Below are 20,162 nucleotides of genomic sequence, written 5' to 3'. Positions count from 1 at the left end.
GACCGGTCAGCGCCGCGCCCGCCGCCGTTCCCGCACCAGCGCGCTTTCCGCGGCCTTGGCGCGATCCTCGGCAGAGGAGGCACGGCGCCGTAGCCGCGCAGCCTCACCTGACAACAGTGCGATCTGCGTCGCACTTTCGTCGCGGTACTTTTGCCGCGCCATTGTGAACCCGATCACGACAGCCCCGGCACAGAGCGCCAAAGCCAGCGCAAATTGAATAGCGAGTGCGTCGATTGTCATAGCTGGCCTCCATCCTTGATCACGCGCAGCTCAACCCGGCGGTTGATCTCTTCGTCTGTGCTGCTGCCTTGGGTCAAAGGCGCACGTGCGCCAAAGCCGACCGTTTCAAACTGGCTGATGTCGATGCCCAACCGGTCCATCGTCTGCAAAGTCTGATCTGCGCGTTCCCAGCTTAGCTGCATGTTGATGGCGTCCGAACCCGAACTGTCGGAATGCCCTGCAACGAGCACCCGCGCCTCCGGGCAGGCGGCTGTGTCGGCACCGATGGACAGCAGTGTATCATAGTCGCCGGGACGCACCTGCGCACTGCCGGGATCAAATTGCAGCGATATGCCGGCGAGCGATGCCGCAAGTGTCGACAGGCAGCTGATCTCCTGCACCGGCGCGTCAACTGCCGCCGCTTTCACCCACGGCAGTTCTTCTGCTGTCGGCTGTTGGATTTCCGGTGGCTGATCGTCCAGCGCGGTCGCGACGGGGATGATTTCCGGTTCCGGCTCAACCACGGGGACAGGCATTGGCTCAGGCACCACGGCCGCTGCTTCCGCCACCGCAGGCGCGTCTGCGGCAGTCAGCGCGGGCATGTTTACTGCCATGACCCCCGCCCCGGCCAACGCCAAAACCGCCACGCCCCCCAGCACGGCACGTCCTACGGACGAGCCGCGTTGCGCATTGGCCAAACGGTCCGCACTGGCCAGCGACAGCCCCGCCGAGCGCAGCATACGCATGTCTCTGGTTTTCTTGGTTTCCCTCATCGAAACATAACCCCCAAATCGCTATTTAAAAAAGGAGACGGAACAGCCTCCGTCACTGACCTCGAAGTGCATCTGAATGCCCAGCATGTTCGCCGTTTCCCGGATCACCGCCTCGTTCTCGCGCAGGTCCAGTTCCGTTTGCGCATCGTCCAGAACAATGGTCAGACCCAGCTCGCGCACCGTGTGTTGCAGAACCGATTTCAGGCGATGAGAGTAAAGCGTGGGTTTCATACCTGGACCTGACCAATGACTCGTCGGAATTGGGTCAACGCTACACTACATGAAGTGGGCGACAAAGCGGCCCAACCTACATATCGCGTTCTATCCACAGGAAATTGGCGATCTTCGCTGATTTCCACAGCGACTCTGCACTATGCCGCACTTTGCGTCCTAGGGCGGTTTGCAGAGTGTCAGATCACGTGTCACGCGGCCTAGACACACCGCAACCGAAGGTGGATTTTCTCCACCTCCGGCTGCATCTGTTTCCATGAGCCCCACTGACGACGCGGGATACGATTCGGATCAATCACGTCGCACGGGGGGAAGACGACCCCGTGTGGCCAGCCCGATCAGTTCCGGGCAAGCCGTTCGTCAACGATGGTATCACGCGGCACCAACTGGAATTGCACCCGCCGGTTTTCGCCTTCGCCGGAAATTGTGCCGCTCAGGTTGATGGGGCGCCGTGCGCCAAAGCCCAAGGGCTCCATTTGCGCCGTCTCGAAACCTTCTTCCCGCAGCAATTGGATCACCGTCTCTGCCCGATACCAGCTCAGATCCATGTTCAGCTTGTCGCTGCCGCGACGGTCCGAGTGGCCTTCGACAACCACTTTGACCTCCGGGCACAAACGCAAAGCCGTGGCCATGTTGCGCACGCGCGGCATATCGGCGGCGGCGGGTTCATTGCTGCCTAGGGGAAAGCGTACATGCGTGATCTTCACCAACGTATCGAGATAGTCGATACAGCTCGGTGCCTGGATACGCTGGCGCAGAGGGACTGGCGGCGCGGCGCGTACCGGTTCAGGTTGCGGCAGGTCCGCGCCCAACAGGTCCATACTGGTGCGCGTGACTTCGGTTTCGGCAGCCGTCTCGACGACTGGATTGGGCGCGGGGTCAGCCAGCGCGACAACCGGCGCTGCTGGTTCGTCCAGTTGCATGGCCTGCGTCTCGCGCGATTGTACAATCAATAGCGTCGACGTCACCACGAGCGCTGTAAACATCGTCAGAAACAGTGCGCCTGCTCCGATCAAGGCCCAGACCGGCGTGCGCCGCTGCGGCGGTTGTGGCGGCGCAAAAGGCGCGCTTTTTGGTGGCTGCCCGCCTTGGGCGTGCATCGTCAGTCGTGTCATCGCTCGATCCCCCAGAGATCACCCCAACAAAAAAACAACCTGCCTTTACGGCTGGCGGATGCACTTTGCTTTGCTGTTTTGTTGTATCGACCCGCACGTACGGCAGCAGTGCGGGCAGCACATCCGCCCCTAGACGCGGAGCATACATGATGTGGTCTGCAAAACAACCGCCTCCAAATGCTGTGATGTCATTATTTTGCATATTTTGTTGGCGCGCATGGCGCATCGCGGCGGTTGCGCTGGCACGCGTGGGGCGGTAGATCGCTTTGGAACCAAACGGGGTGCCTGTGGCATGGACGATCTGCGCGAAAAATATCTGGGTCAAATTGGCGGTGCGGCGGACGAATCCGCGCTCGAAGACATCCGGATCGCCGCTGTTGGCAAAAAGGGCGAAGTCGCGCTCAAGATGCGCGAACTCGGCAAGATGACCCCCGAAGAGCGGCAGATTGCGGGCCCTGCGCTCAACGCGCTCAAGGATGAGATCAACAGCGCACTCGCCGCGAAAAAGGCTGCACTGGCCGATGACGCTCTTGACGCCCGTCTGGCCGACGAATGGCTGGACGTGTCTTTGCCCGCGCGCCCGCAGCGCCAAGGCACGCTGCACCCCATCAGCCAAGTGACCGAAGAGGTCACCGCGATCTTTGCCGAAATGGGCTTTTCCGTTGCCGAAGGGCCGCGGATCGACACCGACTGGTACAATTTCGACGCGCTCAACATCCCCGGCCACCACCCCGCGCGGGCCGAGATGGACACGTTCTATATGCATCGGGCCGAAGGTGACAATCGCCCGCCCCACGTGCTGCGCACCCATACCAGCCCCGTGCAGATCCGCAGCATGGAGGCCACCGGAGCGCCCACCCGCATCATCTGCCCGGGCGGCGTCTACCGCGCAGATTATGACCAGACACACACACCCATGTTCCATCAGGTCGAGGGTCTCGCCATCGACAAGGATATCTCCATGGCGAACCTCAAATGGGTGCTCGAAGAATTCGTGAAATCCTATTTCGAGGTCGACGGCGTGGACCTGCGTTTCCGCGCGTCGCACTTCCCTTTCACCGAACCCAGCGCCGAGGTCGACATTCGCTGCTCATGGGAAGGCGGCACGCTCAAAGTGGGGGAAGGCGATGACTGGCTGGAAATCCTCGGATCCGGCATGGTTCATCCTAAAGTGCTGCAAGCGGGCGGGATTGACCCCGAGGAATGGCAGGGCTTTGCCTTTGGCATGGGGATCGACCGGATCGCGATGCTGAAATACGGTATTCCCGATCTGCGCGCCTTCTTTGACAGCGATCTGCGCTGGCTGCGCCACTACGGCTTTTCTGCGCTTGATATGCCGACACTGCATGGTGGCCTCAGCCGCTAAGGGCACGGCGCGTCTCCGTCTCTGTCCCGTAAAAATCCTCCCCGAAGGGCCGGGGGGCCGTGCGCGTCTGACCATGGGACCGGTGCGCTGTCTGGCGCCGTTTGGATGCCGCGCTATCTCACCCTCATGCGCGGTGCACTGGTCCTTTTTCTTGCCGGTCTGATCGTGGTTGCCCACATCTTTTTGTGGCGGTCTGACATGGCGTTTGGTCTCAAGCTCACGTTCACCATCCTGAACGCGATGGGCTGGTCCATCGTGCTGCTCCCGATCCTCTTTATCGACAAATGGCTGGCTGCGATCAAACGGCGCAACGCTGAAACAGACAACCACGACAACGTGACGTGACACGGCCCGTCAAATCCATAGCGTGCGCGGCATGACACACCTGTTTGCCCTGTTGGCCTTGCTTTGGGCCGTGCCTGCCGCCGCCGCACAGCGTGATCTGTGCCATCTCGATGTGCCCTGCGCGCTGGGGGATCGGTCCTATCACGTCAAGGAACCTGACGGCTGGGACGGCATCAGCCCATTGCCCGTGCTGATCCATTTCCACGGCTGGCAGCGCACCGGGGCCCTGCCGGTGCAGCACCAGCGCATCTCTGGGTCCACGCGGCGGCGCGGGGTGCTGCTGATCGCACCCAATGGCAATCGCAAAACGTGGAATTTCTGGTCAGCGGAGACCGAGGACGTTGGCTTTGCCCAAGAGGTGATCGAGGACGTGCTCAGGCGTTATCCGGTGGACACGGACAATATCTTTCTGTCGGGCTACTCCTACGGATCGATCATGGCGTGGCGCGTCGCCTGTGACCGGGGCACACGGCTGAACGTGCGGGCGCTGCTGGGAATTTCCGGCACCCTAAACCAAAGCGAGGATTGCGCCGAAGCGCCCGGTGAAGTGCGCCACGTGCACGGGCTGAAAGACGGCGTGCTGGACTTCCCCTATGGTCCTGATGGCGATACCACTTATCCTGTTGCTCTGTGGCGGGACAGGATGGGCTGCGGCACTGGGCGCGACGCGGGCACGTGGAACCAAGTTGATTTCCTGACCCTAGCGCGCACCGAATGGACCGATTGTGCGTCGGGCCGTGTGACACTCGACGTGCATCCCGGCGGGCACTTTATCCCGCACGGTTGGATCGCGCGCCAATTGGACGAACTGCTGGGCTTGCCCCACGCCTATCCTTAGTCGTTGATGTCGGTGTCCCAGGTTTTGACCTGACCCCGCCGCACACCCAGCACGGCGCGCAGGCCAAGGGTTGCGGCCAGCGACACGGCAGCGAACAGAAACATCAGGACCGCAGGGCTGGCCCCGACAAGCCCCAATCCGCCAAAGCCGAGGGCGATGCCAACAACCACGGCACCCACCGCCAACCCGAGAAAGACAAAGGCGGGCACAAAGATCTCGATGATGGCGAGGGTCAATGCCAATACGATCCACGCCCACCAGACATTCCAAAGATCAGCCATTACGATTTCTTCCCTTTCAGCATTCCAAACGCCTCTTGAAAGGCATCCATCGCACTTGCGGGCAGGATCACGGTCTGTTGGCCTTGCCCTTTGGCAATCTCCGACACCGCGTCCACCTGTTTCAGCGCAACCTGATACTGCGCCGCCTCAATGCCGTGCGCCGCAATCGCGTCCGCCACCACTTTCGTGGCATAGGCTTCGGCCTCCGCCTCGACCCGGCGCGCCTTGGCCCCCTGTTCGGCGGCATAAAGCTCGGCATCCGCGTTCAGTTCGGTGGCACGCTTGTGGCCTTCGGCCTCGGTCACGGCTGCGCGGCGGGCGCGCTCGGCATTCAGCTGTTGCAGCATTGCCTCCCGCGTGGCCACATCAAGGTTCACGTCGAGGATTTCCGCGCGCGTCACCTCGATGCCCCAGTCATTCACCGCTTCTTCGACAAGCACCTTGATCTGGGCGATCAGCTGCTGCCGGTTCGACTGGACCTCGTCCAGCTCCATCTTGCCGATCTCGGCCCGCACGATGCCCGCCACGGTTGTCTGCACCGCTGCGTCCACATCGCGAATGCGGTACACCGTCCGCTCTGGTTCGGTCACGCGGTAAAAGATGCTGGTTTCCACCTGCACCAGCACGTTGTCAGACGTGATCGCGTCTTGATTTGCGTTGGGCAATTGCCGTTCCAGCACCGACACTTTGTGGCGCACAACATCCAGAAATGGCACGATAAAGTTGATGCCGGGCCCCAGCACCGAATGCAGGCGGCCAAACCGTTCCACAACGTATTTTTCGCTCTGCGGCACAATCCGAACACCCAGAAAGATGCACAGAAACAGGAATATCGCACCCAGAATCAAAATCAGGTTTTCGCTGAGCAGGCTCAGGATGTATTCTTCGGTCAACGGCGGCCCCCTCGTCAAAGTAAATGCTGTTTACATTCCGATATGGAGACAATTCCCTTGATTTTCAAGGGCAGAGGTCGCGCGTTAGATCGCAGCCTTGATGCTTTCGTCCAGATAGATTTCGCGCAGACGCGGGGCCACGCGCCCCGGTGTACCATCGCCCAAGGTCGCCCCGTCGATCTCAACCACCGGCATCACAAAGGTTGAGGCGGAGGTGATGAACGCCTCGTCTGCCTCGCGCGCCTCTTCAATCGTAAAGTTGCGTTCCTCGACCTCCATCTGCGCTTCCTGAGCAAAGCGCAGGACAGCGGCGCGGGTGATCCCATGCAGGATGTCGTTAGACAAGGCGCGCGTGATGATCTTGTTGCCCTTCACGATATAGGCGTTGTTCGAAGTGCCTTCGGTCACGAACCCGTCTTGGGTCATCCACGCGTCATCCGCACCCGCCTTCTTGGCCATCATCTTGCCCATCGACGGGTACAAAAGCTGCACCGTCTTGATGTCGCGGCGGCCCCAGCGGATGTCTTCGATGCTGATCACCTTCATGCCCTTCTTGGCGGCAGGACTGTCCGCCAGTCCCGGTTTGTTCTGGGTAAACAGCACAACCGTTTGCGGCGTCGTGTCCGGGTCCGGAAAGACAAAGTCGCGATCGTCCGGCGCGCCGCGCGTGATCTGTAGGTAGACCATGCCCTCTTCGATCTCATTCACGCGGACCAGTTCACGGTGCACGTCCAGCAAATCTTCCTTGGAGATAGGCGACCCCATGTCCAGCTCGCCCAGCGACCGTTCCAGCCGCACGGCATGGCCGTCAAAATCCACCAGCTTCCCGCCCAGCACGCTTGTCACCTCATAGACACCATCCGCCATCAGGAACCCCCGATCAAAGATTGACACCTTGGCTTCAGTCTCGGGCAGGTATTCTCCGTTCACATAGACGGTTCTGGTCATCCTTCGGCTCCTGTTTGCGTCTCTTTCGCGGTCAACGCCGCAATCACTTCATCCGACATGCGCACCGCGCCTGTCTGCAAATATTCCATCGCCCGCAGTGACGCGTCATGCGCCGCCACAGAAGACCCCGCCACGCAGTCGCTCAGCACGCGGCAGAAATAGTCGTGCTGGTGCCCATCCACAAAGGTGTAGTGCACACAGACATCTGTCAGCCCACCAACCATCAGCAGGGTCTGCGCACGCAGACCTTTCAGCAGGATTTCGAGGTCGGTGCCAAAGAACGCCGAATAGCGGCGCTTGGGCACAATATAGTCGGTCGGGCGCAGGTCCATCTCCTGCACCGCCAGCGCGGTGCCGGGCTTGTCTTCGAGACAATGCACATCCTCATCGCCATCAAGCTCCCGGCCAAAATCCACGCCATCAGGCCGATGCACCTCTTGCACAAATACAACCGGCACACCCGTGGCATGGCAGGCGTCAATCACAGGCCGGGCCGCACGCATCCGGTCGGCATAGCCCGGCATGTTGTCAATCGCGCGCACGGCGCTGTCATCGATGAACGTGGATGCCTGAATATCAATGACCAACAGAACGGGGCGCCCTTCGATCAGCGCACGCACAGGTCCTTGATCATTTGACAACGCACTACCCCCACAGCGCCGCCGCAGGCGGATGCACCCCGGCCGCATCGAACATCAGCGGATCAGCCCGGTCTTCCGCCAATAACAGCGGCCCGTCAAGGTCCACCACAGCCGCACCTTGCGCCACCAGCACCGCGGGGGCCATCGCCAGCGACGAGCCGAGCATGCAGCCCATCATAACGCTGTACCCGTCAGCCAAGGCCGCCGCGCGCAAGGCCAGCGATTCCGTCAGCCCGCCCGCTTTGTCCAGCTTGATGTTGACCATGTCGTACTTGCCCTTGAGCGTGGGCAGCGATGCGCGATCATGGCAGCTTTCATCGGCACAGACGGGCAGGACGCGCTCCAGTTCGGCCAGTGCGTCGTCGGCACCGGCTGGCAAGGGTTGCTCGACCATTTCAACGCCGAGACGCACCAGAACAGGGGCCAAAGTCTGGTACAGATCGGGTGTCCAGCCTTCGTTGGCGTCCACGATGATACGTGCATCCGGCGCACCGGCCCGCACCGACTCAATCCGCGCCACATCCGCCTCGCCCCCCCCCAGCTTGGTCTTGAGCAAGGGCCGGAACGCGTGCGTGGCGGCCTGCTTGCGCATCGCCTCCGGAGTGTCCAGCGATAGGGTATAGGCCGTGATTTCCGGCCCCGGCGCCGCCAACCCCGCCACATCCCAAGCGCGCCGGCCGGCCTGCTTGGCCTCAAGATCCCACAACGCGCAATCCACTGCATTTCGCGCAGCACCCGGCGACAGCAGGTCCTGCAGCGCTGTCCGCGTCACATCCGCCGGAAGTGCCTCGATCTGCGCCGTGACCGTGTCCAGCGTCTCATCGTAACGGGCATAGGGCACACACTCGCCCCATCCCTGATGCACACCATCCGACACCCGCACCGTCAGCACCTGCGCCTCGGTCCGCGATCCCCGCGCGATGGTAAAGACCTGTGCCAGCGGAAAAACATCCCGGCTTACCTCAATGCGCATCGCCGTCCCCGTCTCTGTCCCAAAAAATCCTCCCCGAAGGGCCGGTCCGTCTCATGCGCCCCTCACAGGGCCAACAGACCATCCACCAGTTTCCCCGCACCGAAACGGAACGGGTCCGTCGCAGGCAGGTTCATCCGATCCTCGATCTCGGTCAAGCACGCACGCGCTTGCGCTTCGTCCAGCGCCTTGGTGTTGACCGAAACGCCGGTGACCTGCGCTGCGGGGTTCGCGACGCGGGCAATTGGCAGAGCCGTATCGCGCAGCGTCTCCAGCGACGGCAGGGCGTAGTGCGGCAGGCCCCGCATATGGGTCCGCGTCGGCTCGTGACACAGCACCAGCGCGTCGGGTTGGCCGCCGTGGATCAGCGCCATGGTCACGCCCGAATAGGACACGTGGAACAGGCTGCCCTGCCCCTCGATGTGGTCCCAGTGATCGGCATCATTGTCCGGCGTCAAATATTCGACCGCGCCAGCCATGAAATCCGCGATCACCGCGTCCAGCGGCACACCCTTGCCCGTGATCAGGATGCCCGTCTGGCCCGTGGCCCGGAACGTGGACTTCAATCCACGGGCCTGCATCTCGGCGTCCATCGACATCGCCGTGTACATCTTGCCACAAGAACAATCCGTACCAATGGCCAGCGCCCGCTTGCCGGTGCGCTTTTGACCGTTTGCAATCGGGTAGGCCACCGTGGGGACACGCACATCATGGAGCGTCCCGCCATTCACCTTTGCCGCCGATTGCAGCTCGTTCTCGTCGCGCAACAGGGTGTGCAGACCAGCGGCAAGGTCATAGCCCATTTGCAGGGCCTGTACCAAAACCACTTTCCACGCATCAGATATGATGCCGCCCCGGTTCGCCACACCGATCACCAGCGTCTTGGCCCCGGCGGCCAGCCCGTCTTCGAGGGTCATGTCGGTCAGGCCCATATCGGCACCACATCCCGGCAGGCGCAACTGGCCCACGGCGTTTTCGGGACGCCAATCCTTGATCCCTTGGGCGACCTTGGCGGCCAGTTGGTCAGGGGCATCGCCCAAAAACAGAAGATACGGTGTTTGAATCATGTCACGAGGCTCCCCTAGCAGCTGCCGCGCAGTTTCATGCAAGTATCGGACACATTGCTCGCAAAATCCCCTTTTCTGCACACCCGAGCCGAAGAAATGTGCGTTTGGATGGATATCGCCGAAGGTTCTTGCGTCACCCCAACACACGACCGAACAGATTCATCACCTGCGACATCAGGCTGACGAATCCCTTTTCGTTCGGAACAAGGATCTCAAGTCCTAAGGTGAACAGCGGAAACAGGCTGGTGATCGAGAATAGGCCCCGAACCGACGCGCGCAGCGGCACGCTGGACATCGACGAAATCCGGGACGAGACAGCGGTCAGGGCCTCGCTTTCCTCAATGGCGGACTTTGCATCACGCCAGTTGTCGCTGTTGTGAAAGACCGATTGCAGGTCGCTGAGCGTTCCGACGGTCTTGGCCCGCCACGCGGCGACGACCTCTCTCTTGGAGGCGCGGTAGTGGCCGATGAACGTGTAGAAGGGCGAGATCAGCCCGTACCACGCAATCACCATCGCCACGATCAAAAGGCCAAGATGCAGCGGCCACCACTGGCCGTAGAATGCGCGCACCTCCGGCACGCTCCAGACCATCGCCAGCCAAAAAGACAGCCACGTGATCGGCAGGGAGACCAGGATACCCTGAAAGGCGAGGAACTCGCCCACACGCCGGGCACCGCCTGCGCCGTCACTGTGCCCCAGTACCAGCCGCAATTGCCCACCGCTGCGGTTCAAGCGCCGCCCAAAGGTTCCCAGGGCCGCGATCGTGCCCAGCCTGTGTCCTGCCAGCGCTCCCAGAAAAGTCATGGACCAAAGCATCTCGTGCGCGGCAGGCTCGGTGGGCCAGCCCTGAAAATGCAGGAAAACCGTACCGGGAAAGACCATCACCACCACGCACAACGCTGTGACGCGCGAAAACATCATGCGCCGGTGTTCGATCACCGCATCGTCGGCGTCAGTCCAATGCAGCACGCCTTCGGCCCGCAATTGCGTGGACATCGCGCGATAAAGGCCCTCGACCCACATCGACAGCCACAGTCCCAAAAAACACACAAAGTACCCGCTGGACAGCATCGGATCGGCCAGCTTGCCGACCTCAATGTCGCGCGGCACGTCGCACATGGCAGCCGACAGGCTGCATACCCGCGACGGAATGATCCCAAGAATGCCGCTTGGATACGCCGCCAGAAAGGCGTCCAGATCGTAGAAATGCAGCACTCTGTCATCCGCGCCCACCAGCGGGAACAAGGCCTGCACCCGGTATAGCCCGTAGACGGTCACCACCACCAACGCGGTCCACACCAGCCGGTGTTCCAGGTTCCGCAACATGCCATCGTCCCCCAGACTGACATACACGCACAGGATGAAGCGGTCGCAGGCGCAAGGGAAGGATGAATTCCGGTCCGAACCAGTCTTGCGCAGCCGCGCGTATTATCCTATCGGCATCGCACCTCCAATTGAAATTATATTACGCGAGCTTCCGATGTCCTTTCGCCTGCAACCCTCCCCGCCCGCACGTCCCAACCGCTGCCAACTGTTTGGCCCCGGCTCCCGTCCGGCCATCTTTGAAAAGATGGCGGCGTCCGCGGCGGATGTGATCAACCTCGACCTCGAAGACAGCGTGGCGCCCTCGGACAAAGACAGCGCGCGGGCCAATATCATTCAGGCCATCGGCGACATCGACTGGGGCACCAAGACGCTGAGCGTCCGGATCAATGGGCTCGACACGCCCTATTGGTATCGTGACGTGGTCGGCCTGCTGGAACAGGCCAGCGACCGGCTGGACCAGATCATGATCCCCAAAGTTGGCAATGCCGGTGACATCTATGCCGTCGATGCGCTTGTCACGGCCATCGAGGCCGCAAAGGGGCGCACCAAGCCCATCACCTTCGAGGTCATCATCGAAAGCGCGGCCGGTATCGCCCATGTCGAAGAGATCGCCGCCGCCTCCCCCCGCATGGCCGCGATGAGCCTCGGCGCTGCGGATTTCGCTGCATCCATGGGCATGGCGACGACAGGCATCGGCGGCACACAGGAAGATTACTATATGATCCGCGACGGTCAGAAACACTGGTCCGATCCGTGGCACTGGGCGCAGGCCGCCATCGTCGCCGCTTGTCGGACACATGGTGTGCTGCCGGTAGATGGGCCCTTTGGCGACTTCTCCGACGATGACGGCTTCGTGGCACAGGCAAAACGCTCCGCGACTCTCGGCATGGTTGGCAAATGGGCAATCCACCCCAAACAGGTTGCCCTCGCCAACGAGGTTTTCACCCCGTCTGAGGCAGCGGTCGCGGAAGCCCGCGAAATCCTCGCCGCCATGGAGGAGGCAAAGGCAAAAGGCGAAGGCGCCACGGTCTACAAGGGCCGCCTTGTCGACATTGCCTCGATCAAGCAGGCCGAAGTGATCGTCAAACAATCAGAGATGATTGCGGGCCACTAGGCCCGCCTTTGGGCGGCTGGCCTGTGGCCGTCCGCCCCATGCGTTTTCGTATATCCCGCAGACAGTTTTCGACAATGGCCGCCGACGGCCCGCTCCTGCATGTGGTGCGCACACACCGCACAACAGGGGCCCGACATGGTATCACTGCGCACATCCGAACGCGTCTTCCTTGCGTTCATGATCCTTTATTCGATCATCCCGGCGCTGGGTGGTCTGGTCCGGGTCATTGATCTGACGCTTGGCACGGCGCTCATGCCTGCCAACCCCCGGGCACTGGCCACGCCACTGCCCATTGTTCTCCACATTTGCACCAGTTTTGTCTTTTGCATCTTTGGTGCGCTGCAATTCCTGCCAAGCCTGCGCCCCGGCCTGCACCGCAAAATCGGACCTGTAGTGGCACTGTCGGGCGGGCTGGCGGCGGCAACGGGGCTGTGGATGACGGTCACCTTTCCCTTCCCGGAGACGTTGCAGGGCCCGGCGCTCTTTTGGGTGCGCATGGTACTGGGGACCACAATGATTGCGCTCATCGGCACGGGCCTCTTCGCCGCGCGCAGAAGGTCGGTCTTACATCACCGCGCTGCCATGATCTGCGCCTATGCCATTGGTCAGGGGGCGTCCACCCAAGGATTTTTTGGCATCACTTGGATGATCGCAGCAAGCGCGGAACCCACCGGAATAATCCGCGAAGCCCTGATGATCTCGGCCTGGGCCTTCAACCTCGCCGTCGCGTTGACCGTGATCTGGATGTATGGTGCGCGCGCTCATGGGACGGCGGGCGGGGCGCCTTTGGCCGCAGGCCAAACAGCGTCCGACCGTCGTCTCTAGTCCGGCCAGACCTTGCGCCCGTCCACGCCCGTCTCTGCGACCAGACCCCGCCGCTTGGCCTCGTAATAGTAGCCGCGCGCGTACCACATCACCGCCGTGTCCATGTCCCCGTCAGAAACCAGCCACGCCCCGCGCAGATATCGCACCGCGTATTTCAGGTTGGTCTCTGCATCGAGCAGGTCGCTGGGCTGCCCTCGAAACCCCATCGACCGCGCGGTTGCGGGCAGGATTTGCATCAACCCGTAATACGGCCCGTTGCGCGCGGCGGGACGGTGTGTGCTTTCCCGGATCACGACCCGCTGAATCAGCGCCACTGGCACATCGTTCTCGGCAGCCGCTGCCTCGATCAGCCCACGCAACTCCTGCGTCTCGTTTGGGTAAAGCGGCACCACAGGGGCTGCCGCACGCTCTGGTTCACCACCCGAGCAGGCGGCGAGCAGGGCAATCAGGATCACGACAAGGTATCTCATAACCTGCGCCTACCCCGGACGCCCCCCACGCGTCACGCCCTCTAGGCGCACTAAACCGTGATTGGGCAATTTCGTGCCTGCTGTGATTACGTGACACCAGTCAATCGCCGGAGACGACCCCATGCGCAGCCTCTTTGCCGCCCTCGCCCTTATCTGCCTGACCCTGCCCGCCGCCGCCGAAATGACGCCGCGCGCAGGTTGGTCCGTGACACAAACATCAAAAACCTATGACCAGCTTATCGACGCAGTGAAATCTGCCGCCAAAGCCAACAAGATGGGCGTCGTCACCCAAGCCGGACCCACGGGTGCTGCCAGAAACCGTGGTGTCACCATCCCCGGCAACCGGGTGATCGGGCTGTTCAACAACCTCTACGCGGTCGAGGTGCTGGGCCTGTCCACAGCCGCGATGATCGAAGCCCCCATCCGCATATACGTCACCGAAAACACGGACGGCACCGCGACGCTTAGCTACAAGACACCGTCGACCGTGTTTGCCCCCTACAAGGATGAGGCCGGGCCGGACCTCGCCCGGATCGCGGGCGAGTTGGATGCGATCTTTGCCGCGATTGCAGATATGGCGGTGCAGTAGACTCAATTTTGAATGACTTCGGCGTCCGACACGCCGGTTGGTTTTAAGCTATGTTCACATTTTGAGCTTTTTCTGGGCGCGGGGTTGTCTGGAGAGTTTCATGAGTTTCATTGGTATTGCGCAACTGGTCGATTTTGTAAGCTCGATTGCCGTGCTTGGTCTGCTTGTGATCGGCTTCAGCGCTGCGGGACCGGCGTTCAAGGGCGGGCGTTTTGGGCCCTTGTTGCAGGGGCTGTTGTTCGGCCTCGTGGTCAGCTTGCAAATGTCGATGCCGGTCAGCCCGGCTGAGGGTGTGATTGTGGATATGCGCAACGTGCCCATCGTGCTTGCCGGTGCGTTTCTGGGATTGCGCGGCTTGATGATGTGTCTGTGCATCGCTGTCGCCGTGCGCATCGGTCTGGGCGGCGTTGGCGTGCTGCCGGGCGTTGTTGGAATGCTGATTGCGGGCGCAGTGGGCTATGCATGGTCGCGGTTTGCAGCAACACTGATCTCACAGGTTTGGATCCGACTTGCGGTGCTGGCGGTCGCGGTCAACCTGCACATGTTGTCGGCCTTTCTGGCGCCACATGCCATTTTGGTCTGGTACTTTCAGGCAGCCGCGCCGACGATCCTTGTCCTTAACCTGATCAGTGTGCCGATCATCGGGCTGCTGCTGCTGCGCGAGCAAGTTCGCGACGAAACCCACGCCCGGCTCGCCGCTTCGGCCAAACTTGATCCGGCCACCCGTCTGCTCGCTCTGGACGGATTTGCACATGAGGTGTCGCATTTCAACGCGTCGGGCCACGACGATGGCATCGCAGGTGTCATTGCGGTCACGCTCAAGAACACGCGCTGGCTGAAACAGACATGGGGCAGCGCCGCGGTGGACCAGACCCTTGGCGCATTGCGCGTGCGCGTCGCCGGACTGTTGCAGGACAATCGTCCCCTTGGCATCGACGCGGCGCGGCGCCTTCTGGTCCCCGTAACCGAAGCCGAAATGCTGGATTTGCGCCCCATGCGCAGCACGTTGCGCCGCCTCGTCGCGGATACGCCGTTCTTGCTGGACGGCAACGTCGAAGTCCCGCTGTCCGTTCTTGTCGAAAACTTCCGTTTGCGGCAACCGGGGCAACCTGCAACCACAGCTGAGGACGTGGAGCGTTCTGCGTCGAAACGGCGCGTGGCGCGCCGGGACCAAAGCGCCGGCAATTGGACCCATACGCCCAATAACGAACCGCCACTGCCTGCGGGCCTGTCGCGGGCGACGATGGGGCGACTGTTTGATCTGGCTGATGCTGGCCTGCGCCGGTCGGCCTAGGCGCGTTCGTCCTTTGGCGCACCGATCACCACATAGGTGGTGATCGCATTCACCTGCGGCAACGCACCCAGCAGATCGGTATGAAATCGTTTGTAGCTGGGCAGATCGGCGCATTCGACACGCAAGAGATATTCAATCGGGCCCGTGATGTTGTGACATTCGCGGACCTCCGCGGCACGCAACATCGCGCGCTCGAACGCCTCTTGGCTCGACTTGGAATGATCGTTCAGTCCAACGCCGATGTAAGCAACAAAGCCGGTGCCCAGTTTTGTCCGGTCCAGCACTGCACGATATCCAACGATGACGCCGGATCGTTCAAGGTCTTGCACCCGACGTAAACAGGCCGAGGGCGACAACCCCACCCGTTCCGCCAGCGCTGTATTGCTCAGCCGCGCGTCGCGCGACAATTCTTGCAATATCCGCTCGTTTATCTGGTCCAACTTCGCCATCTGTTGCAAAAATACTGTGATAGCGCACCATTTTGCAATCATCCCCACCCGTTTCGCGCACATATTGGCGCAATGAACACGGACATCCTCGCCGCGCTGGCCACCTTCGCCTTTGTCAGCTCCATCACTCCGGGACCGAACAACCTGATGCTTATGGCATCGGGCGCAAATTTCGGCTTTCGCCGCTCAATTCCACACATGCTGGGCATCGGATGCGGCTTTGTCCTCATGGTGATGCTTGTCGGTGCCGGTCTGGCGCAGATTTTTGTCGCGTATCCAGCCAGCCACACACTGCTGAAAACCGCGTCCGTGGCGTACCTCCTCTATCTTGCGTGGAAAATTGCGACAGCCGCCCCCGCCACTGCACAGGCGGCCACGGGTCGTCCCATGACATTCCTCCAAGCAGCGGCCTTTCAATGGGTCAACCCAAAGGCGTGGACCATGGCGCTGACCGCCGTCACAGTCTACAGCCCCGGCACCGGGCTATGGGCCATTGCGCTGGTTGCACTGATCTTTGGCGCGATCAACCTGCCATCCGTGTCTTCTTGGACCTTGCTGGGGCAAGGCATGGCGCGACTGCTGACCAGCCGCGCCCGCTTGCGCGCGTTCAACTGGACCATGGCAGCCCTGCTGGTCGCGTCACTTTATCCCGTGCTCTGAGCCAAACCCTTCAGCGGCACGTGGATATCGGTGATCAAATCCGCTGGCGCAGTATCCTGCGGTGAGTTGATGTACACCTCGTATGCTGGCGCATCCGCCGGCTCGCGGGCAGATCGTGGCAACCACTGGCCAAAGAGGTGGTCGTAAGCGGCGCTCAGCTGTGCATAAGGACCTGTCACCCGCAGCACAGCATGTGGCCCGGCCGGGACGCGGGCCTCGCCCAGATCAGAGCGCATCACAAATTCTGCGCCCACCTCAATGCCCGCAAAGCTGCGCAACGCCTCCGGCTCAACACTGTTTGGATCGTCATACCCAACTGCCACCATGCCGCGCGCCTGCGGCCAGAGGTTGTGCGTCGCAAAAACCGCCGTCACCTGCTCGAACGCGCGCCCGACCTCTTCGTAGGGGCCGATATGTTCCAGCCCTGCCAAACGGCGCGCGGGCGCATCCATCACCTTTACATCATACATCTCGTCGTCTCCTGTTCTGAGAATAAGAGGCGCACGGTTCGGAACGCCGTGATTGCGAAACGACACCGGGGTCATGCCAAACACGTCCCGGAACACCCGTTCAAAACTTTGCGTGTTGCTATAGCCGACCTGTCGCGCGATCCGGTCCAGTGACGCATCCGTTTGTGCCAGCCAGAACGACGCACGATGCGCGCGCACACGGCGAACCGCGTCGGCGCAGGTTTCACCCGTCATGGCGTGAAAGATGCGATGCCAGTGGAACCGCGACAGGGCGGCGACATCCGAAAGGGTGTCCAGCGAAAGATCCCCCGCCGGGTTGTCGTGAATATACCGCAACACCCGGCGTATTCTGTCTTCGTATCGTGCCGTCATTGCTCCGTCCGATTGCCTGCACGATCCATGCCATACGCCCGCGCGACAAATCTTGCTGAGTTGCATCTGAAGCCCGCCCCGGCCATATAGCATGAAACCAAAGACGGGGCGCAGGCGTGACGCAATATCTCGAGTTTGAAAAACCGCTGGCGGAAATCGAAGGCAAGGCCGAAGAACTGCGGGCACTTGCGCGCCAGAACGAGGACATGGATGTTTCGGACGAGGCCGCCGGGCTGGACGCCAAGGCGGCAACCTTGCTGGAAGAACTCTACGCCGATCTCACACCGTGGCGGAAATGCCAAGTGGCCCGCCATCCCGACCGGCCACATTGCGTGGACTACATCAACGAATTGTTCACGGACTACACCCCGCTGGCGGGAGATCGGAACTTTGCCGACGACCACGCGGTCATGGGTGGACTTGCGCGGTTTAACGATCAGCCGGTCATGGTGCTGGGCCACGAAAAGGGCAACGACACCAAATCGCGGATCGAACGGAATTTTGGCATGGCCCGCCCCGAGGGGTACCGCAAGGCGATCCGTCTGATGGATATGGCGGACCGGTTTGGCTTGCCCGTCATCACCCTCGTGGACACGCCCGGTGCATATCCCGGCAAAGGTGCCGAAGAACGCGGCCAGTCCGAGGCCATCGCGCGCTCCACCGAAAAGTGCCTGCAAATCGGTGTGCCGTTGATCTCCGTCGTGATTGGTGAGGGTGGGTCAGGTGGCGCCGTCGCCTTTGCAACGGCCAATCGCGTCGCGATGCTGGAGCATTCTGTCTATTCGGTCATCAGCCCCGAGGGCTGCGCCTCAATCCTGTGGAAAGACGCCGAAAAGATGCGCGAAGCCGCCGAAGCGCTGCGCCTGACCGCGCAGGACCTCAAGCAGTTGGGGGTAATCGACCGGATCATCACCGAAGGCATGGGCGGCGCTCACCGGCACCGCGCGGCCACGCTGGCATCGGTCGGCAACGCAATCGGCGCGATGCTGGACGAATTGTCGGGCCAATCCGGCGCAGCGCTTGTCGCGGACCGGCGGAAAAAGTTCCTGTCGTTGGGTCAGACTGGCCTCGCCGCCTGACGCGCGCCGCTAGACGTAGCGCTGGCCAAGCGCCAACGTCGCCGTTTCTTCGACAGCCATTTGCACAAGTTGGCCGGGCATTTCCACGTTAACCCGCGCGCCCGTGCCGTTAACCCCATGTTCGACGCTGATCTGACCGCCGCGGGCGCGAACCAGCCGCCGGAGGCCCAAGAGGCCGAACCCGCTTTGTGCCGAAGAGTCTTCATCCTGTAGAAAGGCGAGCGACGGGTCATCGAACCCTTTGCCATTGTCCAAGACCGATATCGCAATCTGTCCGTCGCCCTGATCTGAAACATCGATTTGCAGCGAAATCTCGTCCAGGCCCGCATGTTTCAGCGCGTTGTCCACCAGATTCCGCACAATGATCTGTATCGCAGTATAATCCCCCTCAACCGTTACATCGGGAAGTGTCACCCGATGCTGACGCGCCGGGTCCAGTGTGGCGAGGATGTTTTCACACATATTGCGGAACGTGAATTGCGTGACCTTGGTGTCGGCGCGCACCGCCGCTGATTGTGTCAGCACATCAGTGATCAGGTCCAGCGCACCTTCGGCGATATCCTCAATCATCTGAATCAGTTCGTATTTGCCGTCGCCCATATCAACAAAACCGTCGCGCAACATGTCGGTCAACATTTTGACATTGGCGATGGGGCTGCGCAGGTCATGGGCTGCGAAGCGGACAAAATCCTCCATCTCGTCCACCAGCGCACTTGTCATCGCGTGCGCCTGTTCGAGACGTTTTTCCATGGTGATGTCCTGCGTCAGACCAACCATGTGGGTCACTGTGCCATTCACATCGCGCTGCGGGACAAGCCGGGTCAGGAACCAGATATCCTCATCGCCAACCGCATAGGGGATTTCATAAGACATCTCGATTTCGGCCCGCCAAGCTGCGCATTGGCGCTCATAAGCGGTAAGCGCCGCGCGGCCAGGAAACAGATCAGTCGCCTTTTTCCCAATGACATCGCTGGGCGCACACAGTCGCCGCCGGCACCCGGCTGCGTTCATAAACACGTACACCACGTCGCCATTTTCATCCTCGGTCAGGACAAAGACAGGCGATGCAATCGCGTTGTAGATCGAAAAGTCCGGCAGCATTGCGAGGAACCCCAGTGGCGCGTTGCGACCATAGCGCGAAGGACCTTAGCAAATCGTTGAAGTCAGCTCGCCAGCATCCGCAGCCCTTGAGTGACATCCGACCGCACCGCGATGCGCAACCCGGGCTCGTCCCCTGCCCGCAGCGCGGCAATGATCAAGCGGTGGTATTGCGGCGGTTCAGTCCGCCGCAACCGTCCGTAAAGCGCGCGCATTGTCGGCCCCATCTGCAACCACACCGTTTCAGTCATGGCCAGCATCGCAGGGGCCTGCGCGCGCAGATACAGCGTGCGGTGAAATTCGAGGTTCGTGCGGATGTAGCTGACGGCATCGCGGTGGGCGACCGCCTCGGCCACGGCGGTGTTGATGGTCTGCAACCGCTCGATCAGGGCCAGATGCGCGCGTGGCAGGGCGCGTGTCGCCAGTTCGACCTCGATCAGCGCGCGCAGGGCGGCCAGTTCCTCGATCCGCTCATTGCTCAGCTCGGGGGTGGACACACGGCCCGACTGCGACAGGGTCAGCGCTCCTTCGGCTACCAACCGGCGCACCGCTTCACGCGCGGGGGTCATCGACACGTCATACTGCTTGCCGATGCCACGCAGGGTCAACGCCTGACCCGGTGCGATGTCGCCGTGCATGATCCGCGTGCGCAAACGGCGATAGACGCGGTCATGGGCGGCAGAGGCGGTGTCGCGTGCGGGTGTGGCTGTGCTCATGCCAATTTGTGA

General features: G+C 61.6%; 25 protein-coding genes. 9 read left to right on the top strand and 16 right to left on the bottom strand.

The genetic code is table 11. From position 1 onward, the window contains the following. Positions 1 to 6: 6 nt before the first annotated feature. From Q1A85_RS04590 to Q1A85_RS04575, 4 genes are all read right to left on the bottom strand, one after another. On the bottom strand, positions 7 to 240 hold the full coding sequence (locus tag Q1A85_RS04590; protein WP_299685729.1) for a hypothetical protein: 234 nt from the start codon (positions 238 to 240) through the stop codon (positions 7 to 9). After that, a complete protein-coding gene (locus tag Q1A85_RS04585; RefSeq protein ID WP_299685726.1) occupies positions 237 to 965 on the bottom strand; it encodes an OmpA family protein in 729 nt (242 codons plus the stop codon). Before Q1A85_RS04585 ends, Q1A85_RS04590 begins: the two co-directional genes overlap by 4 nt. Positions 966 to 1,013: 48 nt before the next feature. Further along, positions 1,014 to 1,223 (bottom strand): hypothetical protein, encoded by a 210-nt coding sequence (locus Q1A85_RS04580; protein WP_299685724.1) that lies wholly within the window; start codon positions 1,221 to 1,223, stop codon positions 1,014 to 1,016. 338 nt (positions 1,224 to 1,561) lie between these two features. Further along, complete coding sequence (locus tag Q1A85_RS04575; RefSeq protein WP_299685721.1) at positions 1,562 to 2,338, bottom strand: OmpA family protein; 777 nt, start codon at positions 2,336 to 2,338, stop codon at positions 1,562 to 1,564. Between the two features lie 292 nt (positions 2,339 to 2,630). Here Q1A85_RS04575 and pheS point away from each other — a divergent pair, with 292 nt between their 5' ends. From pheS to Q1A85_RS04560, 3 genes are all read left to right on the top strand, one after another. Next, positions 2,631 to 3,704, top strand: coding sequence for a phenylalanine--tRNA ligase subunit alpha (gene pheS, locus Q1A85_RS04570; protein ID WP_299685718.1), 1,074 nt, complete (start codon positions 2,631 to 2,633; stop codon positions 3,702 to 3,704). A 105-nt stretch (positions 3,705 to 3,809) separates the two neighbouring features. Next, complete coding sequence (locus Q1A85_RS04565) at positions 3,810 to 4,049, top strand: hypothetical protein (protein ID WP_299685715.1); 240 nt, start codon at positions 3,810 to 3,812, stop codon at positions 4,047 to 4,049. 31 nt (positions 4,050 to 4,080) lie between these two features. Further along, positions 4,081 to 4,887: a polyhydroxybutyrate depolymerase gene (locus tag Q1A85_RS04560; RefSeq protein WP_299685712.1), complete on the top strand. Its 807-nt coding sequence runs from the start codon at positions 4,081 to 4,083 to the stop codon at positions 4,885 to 4,887. Here Q1A85_RS04560 and Q1A85_RS04555 read toward each other — a convergent pair. The 7 genes from Q1A85_RS04555 to Q1A85_RS04525 all read right to left on the bottom strand — a co-directional run bounded on the left by Q1A85_RS04555 (position 4,884) and on the right by Q1A85_RS04525 (position 11,014). Then, positions 4,884 to 5,168, bottom strand: a complete 285-nt coding sequence (locus Q1A85_RS04555) for a hypothetical protein (RefSeq protein ID WP_299685709.1) — start codon at positions 5,166 to 5,168, stop codon at positions 4,884 to 4,886. The genes Q1A85_RS04560 and Q1A85_RS04555 overlap by 4 nt on opposite strands. Next, entirely contained in the window at positions 5,168 to 6,061 is an 894-nt protein-coding gene (locus Q1A85_RS04550; RefSeq protein WP_299685706.1) for an SPFH domain-containing protein, read from the bottom strand. The genes Q1A85_RS04555 and Q1A85_RS04550 overlap by 1 nt, the downstream gene beginning before the upstream one ends. Positions 6,062 to 6,145: 84 nt before the next feature. Continuing rightward, complete coding sequence (locus Q1A85_RS04545) at positions 6,146 to 7,009, bottom strand: D-amino-acid transaminase (protein WP_299685703.1); 864 nt, start codon at positions 7,007 to 7,009, stop codon at positions 6,146 to 6,148. After that, the gene (locus Q1A85_RS04540; RefSeq protein ID WP_299685700.1) at positions 7,006 to 7,650 is read right to left on the bottom strand and encodes a cysteine hydrolase; all 645 of its coding nucleotides are present in this window, start codon (positions 7,648 to 7,650) and stop codon (positions 7,006 to 7,008) included. The genes Q1A85_RS04545 and Q1A85_RS04540 overlap by 4 nt, the downstream gene beginning before the upstream one ends. 4 nt (positions 7,651 to 7,654) lie before the next feature. Continuing rightward, positions 7,655 to 8,623, bottom strand: a complete 969-nt coding sequence (gene dgcA, locus Q1A85_RS04535; protein ID WP_299685697.1) for an N-acetyl-D-Glu racemase DgcA — start codon at positions 8,621 to 8,623, stop codon at positions 7,655 to 7,657. Between the two features lie 62 nt (positions 8,624 to 8,685). After that, positions 8,686 to 9,687, bottom strand: a complete 1,002-nt coding sequence (dgcN, locus tag Q1A85_RS04530) for an N-acetyltransferase DgcN (RefSeq protein WP_299685694.1) — start codon at positions 9,685 to 9,687, stop codon at positions 8,686 to 8,688. A gap of 133 nt (positions 9,688 to 9,820) precedes the next feature. Further along, the gene (locus Q1A85_RS04525) at positions 9,821 to 11,014 is read right to left on the bottom strand and encodes a hypothetical protein (protein ID WP_299685691.1); all 1,194 of its coding nucleotides are present in this window, start codon (positions 11,012 to 11,014) and stop codon (positions 9,821 to 9,823) included. Between the two features lie 154 nt (positions 11,015 to 11,168). Between Q1A85_RS04525 and Q1A85_RS04520 the strand changes: the two genes are divergently transcribed. Next, on the top strand, positions 11,169 to 12,128 hold the full coding sequence (locus Q1A85_RS04520; RefSeq protein WP_299685688.1) for an L-malyl-CoA/beta-methylmalyl-CoA lyase: 960 nt from the start codon (positions 11,169 to 11,171) through the stop codon (positions 12,126 to 12,128). Between the two features lie 135 nt (positions 12,129 to 12,263). After that, complete coding sequence (locus Q1A85_RS04515) at positions 12,264 to 12,953, top strand: DUF2306 domain-containing protein (RefSeq protein WP_299685685.1); 690 nt, start codon at positions 12,264 to 12,266, stop codon at positions 12,951 to 12,953. On the opposite strand, the gene Q1A85_RS04510 is transcribed toward Q1A85_RS04515, so the two are convergent. Next, positions 12,950 to 13,423 (bottom strand): lytic transglycosylase domain-containing protein, encoded by a 474-nt coding sequence (locus Q1A85_RS04510; RefSeq protein WP_299685682.1) that lies wholly within the window; start codon positions 13,421 to 13,423, stop codon positions 12,950 to 12,952. The two genes, Q1A85_RS04515 and Q1A85_RS04510, sit on opposite strands and share 4 nt — an antisense overlap. Before the next feature lie 121 nt (positions 13,424 to 13,544). Here Q1A85_RS04510 and Q1A85_RS04505 point away from each other — a divergent pair, with 121 nt between their 5' ends. Beyond that, positions 13,545 to 14,012 carry a DUF302 domain-containing protein gene (locus tag Q1A85_RS04505; RefSeq protein WP_299685680.1) on the top strand — a complete coding sequence of 156 codons (468 nt, stop codon included), beginning with the start codon at positions 13,545 to 13,547 and terminating at the stop codon, positions 14,010 to 14,012. A gap of 100 nt (positions 14,013 to 14,112) precedes the next feature. Further along, complete coding sequence (locus Q1A85_RS04500) at positions 14,113 to 15,306, top strand: LytS/YhcK type 5TM receptor domain-containing protein (RefSeq protein ID WP_299685677.1); 1,194 nt, start codon at positions 14,113 to 14,115, stop codon at positions 15,304 to 15,306. Here Q1A85_RS04500 and Q1A85_RS04495 read toward each other — a convergent pair. Next, positions 15,303 to 15,755, bottom strand: coding sequence for an Lrp/AsnC family transcriptional regulator (locus tag Q1A85_RS04495; protein WP_299685674.1), 453 nt, complete (start codon positions 15,753 to 15,755; stop codon positions 15,303 to 15,305). The genes Q1A85_RS04500 and Q1A85_RS04495 overlap by 4 nt on opposite strands. A 72-nt stretch (positions 15,756 to 15,827) precedes the next feature. Here Q1A85_RS04495 and Q1A85_RS04490 point away from each other — a divergent pair, with 72 nt between their 5' ends. Further along, positions 15,828 to 16,415 (top strand): LysE family translocator, encoded by a 588-nt coding sequence (locus tag Q1A85_RS04490; protein ID WP_299685671.1) that lies wholly within the window; start codon positions 15,828 to 15,830, stop codon positions 16,413 to 16,415. Here the strand turns inward: Q1A85_RS04490 and Q1A85_RS04485 are convergent. Then, a complete protein-coding gene (locus Q1A85_RS04485) occupies positions 16,400 to 17,257 on the bottom strand; it encodes an AraC family transcriptional regulator (RefSeq protein ID WP_299685669.1) in 858 nt (285 codons plus the stop codon). The genes Q1A85_RS04490 and Q1A85_RS04485 overlap by 16 nt on opposite strands. Before the next feature lie 116 nt (positions 17,258 to 17,373). Here Q1A85_RS04485 and Q1A85_RS04480 point away from each other — a divergent pair, with 116 nt between their 5' ends. Then, the gene (locus Q1A85_RS04480; RefSeq protein WP_299685667.1) at positions 17,374 to 18,336 is read left to right on the top strand and encodes an acetyl-CoA carboxylase carboxyltransferase subunit alpha; all 963 of its coding nucleotides are present in this window, start codon (positions 17,374 to 17,376) and stop codon (positions 18,334 to 18,336) included. Between the two features lie 9 nt (positions 18,337 to 18,345). Here the strand turns inward: Q1A85_RS04480 and Q1A85_RS04475 are convergent, their stop codons facing one another. After that, positions 18,346 to 19,437: a PAS domain-containing sensor histidine kinase gene (locus Q1A85_RS04475; protein WP_299685664.1), complete on the bottom strand. Its 1,092-nt coding sequence runs from the start codon at positions 19,435 to 19,437 to the stop codon at positions 18,346 to 18,348. 62 nt (positions 19,438 to 19,499) lie between these two features. After that, positions 19,500 to 20,150, bottom strand: a complete 651-nt coding sequence (locus Q1A85_RS04470) for a GntR family transcriptional regulator (RefSeq protein ID WP_299685661.1) — start codon at positions 20,148 to 20,150, stop codon at positions 19,500 to 19,502. Positions 20,151 to 20,162 lie beyond the last annotated feature (12 nt).

This window comes from uncultured Tateyamaria sp. (assembly GCF_947503385.1).
In the GTDB taxonomy this organism is placed as follows: domain Bacteria; phylum Pseudomonadota; class Alphaproteobacteria; order Rhodobacterales; family Rhodobacteraceae; genus Tateyamaria.
Note: the sequence above shows the minus strand (reverse complement) of the source record. Positions and strands in the feature narration are given on the sequence as shown.

What these genes read in the sequence shown, in the direction of transcription:
- Q1A85_RS04590 (WP_299685729.1), bottom strand. Translation starts at nt 240, where the DNA reads ATGACAATCGACGCACTCGCTATTCAATTTGCGCTGGCTTTGGCGCTC.
- Q1A85_RS04585 (WP_299685726.1), bottom strand. Translation starts at nt 965, where the DNA reads ATGCGTATGCTGCGCTCGGCGGGGCTGTCGCTGGCCAGTGCGGACCGT.
- Q1A85_RS04580 (WP_299685724.1), bottom strand. Translation starts at nt 1,223, where the DNA reads ATGAAACCCACGCTTTACTCTCATCGCCTGAAATCGGTTCTGCAACAC.
- Q1A85_RS04575 (WP_299685721.1), bottom strand. Translation starts at nt 2,338, where the DNA reads ATGACACGACTGACGATGCACGCCCAAGGCGGGCAGCCACCAAAAAGC.
- pheS (WP_299685718.1), top strand. Translation starts at nt 2,631, where the DNA reads ATGGACGATCTGCGCGAAAAATATCTGGGTCAAATTGGCGGTGCGGCG.
- Q1A85_RS04565 (WP_299685715.1), top strand. Translation starts at nt 3,810, where the DNA reads ATGCCGCGCTATCTCACCCTCATGCGCGGTGCACTGGTCCTTTTTCTT.
- Q1A85_RS04560 (WP_299685712.1), top strand. Translation starts at nt 4,081, where the DNA reads ATGACACACCTGTTTGCCCTGTTGGCCTTGCTTTGGGCCGTGCCTGCC.
- Q1A85_RS04555 (WP_299685709.1), bottom strand. Translation starts at nt 5,168, where the DNA reads ATGGCTGATCTTTGGAATGTCTGGTGGGCGTGGATCGTATTGGCATTG.
- Q1A85_RS04545 (WP_299685703.1), bottom strand. Translation starts at nt 7,009, where the DNA reads ATGACCAGAACCGTCTATGTGAACGGAGAATACCTGCCCGAGACTGAA.
- dgcA (WP_299685697.1), bottom strand. Translation starts at nt 8,623, where the DNA reads ATGCGCATTGAGGTAAGCCGGGATGTTTTTCCGCTGGCACAGGTCTTT.
- dgcN (WP_299685694.1), bottom strand. Translation starts at nt 9,687, where the DNA reads ATGATTCAAACACCGTATCTTCTGTTTTTGGGCGATGCCCCTGACCAA.
- Q1A85_RS04525 (WP_299685691.1), bottom strand. Translation starts at nt 11,014, where the DNA reads ATGTTGCGGAACCTGGAACACCGGCTGGTGTGGACCGCGTTGGTGGTG.
- Q1A85_RS04520 (WP_299685688.1), top strand. Translation starts at nt 11,169, where the DNA reads ATGTCCTTTCGCCTGCAACCCTCCCCGCCCGCACGTCCCAACCGCTGC.
- Q1A85_RS04515 (WP_299685685.1), top strand. Translation starts at nt 12,264, where the DNA reads ATGGTATCACTGCGCACATCCGAACGCGTCTTCCTTGCGTTCATGATC.
- Q1A85_RS04510 (WP_299685682.1), bottom strand. Translation starts at nt 13,423, where the DNA reads ATGAGATACCTTGTCGTGATCCTGATTGCCCTGCTCGCCGCCTGCTCG.
- Q1A85_RS04505 (WP_299685680.1), top strand. Translation starts at nt 13,545, where the DNA reads ATGCGCAGCCTCTTTGCCGCCCTCGCCCTTATCTGCCTGACCCTGCCC.
- Q1A85_RS04500 (WP_299685677.1), top strand. Translation starts at nt 14,113, where the DNA reads ATGAGTTTCATTGGTATTGCGCAACTGGTCGATTTTGTAAGCTCGATT.
- Q1A85_RS04495 (WP_299685674.1), bottom strand. Translation starts at nt 15,755, where the DNA reads ATGGCGAAGTTGGACCAGATAAACGAGCGGATATTGCAAGAATTGTCG.
- Q1A85_RS04490 (WP_299685671.1), top strand. Translation starts at nt 15,828, where the DNA reads ATGAACACGGACATCCTCGCCGCGCTGGCCACCTTCGCCTTTGTCAGC.
- Q1A85_RS04485 (WP_299685669.1), bottom strand. Translation starts at nt 17,257, where the DNA reads ATGACGGCACGATACGAAGACAGAATACGCCGGGTGTTGCGGTATATT.
- Q1A85_RS04475 (WP_299685664.1), bottom strand. Translation starts at nt 19,437, where the DNA reads ATGCTGCCGGACTTTTCGATCTACAACGCGATTGCATCGCCTGTCTTT.
- Q1A85_RS04470 (WP_299685661.1), bottom strand. Translation starts at nt 20,150, where the DNA reads ATGAGCACAGCCACACCCGCACGCGACACCGCCTCTGCCGCCCATGAC.